Source organism: Mesorhizobium sp. M2A.F.Ca.ET.037.01.1.1, from assembly GCF_003998075.1.
Classification (GTDB): domain Bacteria; phylum Pseudomonadota; class Alphaproteobacteria; order Rhizobiales; family Rhizobiaceae; genus Mesorhizobium.
Window position 1 is genome coordinate 1 of sequence record NZ_RZSA01001799.1, and the last position, 456, is coordinate 456.

1 protein-coding gene is annotated in these 456 nt (G+C 65.8%); it reads left to right on the forward strand.

What is annotated here, in order from left to right; translation table 11 throughout:
• Positions 1–42: 42 nt before the first annotated feature.
• Positions 43–456, forward strand: a 414-nt coding sequence (locus EOA27_RS39880) for a recombinase family protein (protein WP_281059539.1), incomplete at its 3' end; no start/stop codon positions are given.

Sequence of the window (456 nt, forward strand, 5' to 3'; positions counted from 1 at the left end):
GGATTGCGCAGCATTCCCCACACCACCGACCGTTCCCAGCGGGTGACGCGCCGGCGCGTCACCCGCTGGGAACGGTCGGTGGTGTGGGGAATGCTGCGCAATCCCGCCTACAAGGGAACGGCCTGCTTCGGCAAGACACAGGTCGCACCGCGACAGAAGGTGACGAAGCCGTTCCGCTTGTCGGGCCGGGCGGGCTTTAGCGAGAATACCAGCCAGCACGAGCGGCCGCGCGACGAATGGATCGAAGTGCCCGTTCCCGCCATCGTGATGGAAGAAACCTTCGCGTTGGCGGCCGAACGTCTGACCGACAACAAGCGCTTCGCCCCGCGCCGGACCATCGAACCGAGCATCGTGCAGGGGCTGGTGTCCTGCCGCAAATGCGGCTACGCGCTATCACGCACATCGACCCGTACGTCGGCGCGCAAAATCCACTACTACCGCTGCCTCGGGGCGGAT